Here is a 698-nt window from a genome sequence, read left to right on the forward strand (position 1 = left end):
CAGCCGTCCAGGCCGGAGCGGTTGGCGCCGGGTCAGAAGCCGCCGCAGTTCGTGGTGTTTTCCTGGGACGGTGCGGGGGAGGTGGGAAATGGTCTCTTCCCGCGGTTCCGCAAGCTTGCCCGGGACCACAATGCGTCGATGACGTTCTTCCTTTCCGGGCTGTATCTGTTGCCCGAGTCGAAGAAGCGGATGTACCGGCCGCCGAACAACCCCGTCGGTGCTTCCGCCATCGGGTATCTCAAGGATGACCACATCAGGGAGACGCTGAAGAATGTGCGGGCGGCGTGGCTGGAGGGCCATGAGATAGGCACGCACTTCAACGGCCATTTCTGTGGTGAGGGCAGCGGTTCGGTGAAGCATTGGACGCCTGCCCAGTGGGACGATGAGATCGAGCAGGCGGTGTCGTTCGTCACCAAGTGGCGGACGAACACCGGCTTCACCGACCTTGAGCCGCTGCCGTTCGACTACGGCAAGGAGTTGGTCGGCGCCCGTACGCCGTGTCTGCTGGGCCAGGACAATCTGCTGTCCACGGCGCGGAAGCGCGGCTGGCGCTATGACGCCAGCTCGCCCGGCGGTCTGCAGATCTGGCCGGTCAAGAGGCAGGGGGTGTGGGACTTCCCGCTGCAGCAGATGCCGTTCCCCGGCCGTTCCTTCGAGGTGCTCTCGATGGACTACAACATCATGGCCAACCAGTCGAA

1 pseudogene is annotated in these 698 nt (G+C 64.0%); it reads left to right on the forward strand.

From position 1 onward, the window contains the following. Nucleotides 1-698, forward strand: a pseudogene (locus IG62_RS0140965) (hypothetical protein); the annotation flags it as partial.

This window comes from Streptomyces sp. NRRL S-337, assembly GCF_000720175.1.
In the GTDB taxonomy this organism is placed as follows: Bacteria; Actinomycetota; Actinomycetes; order Streptomycetales; family Streptomycetaceae; genus Streptomyces; species Streptomyces siderophoricus.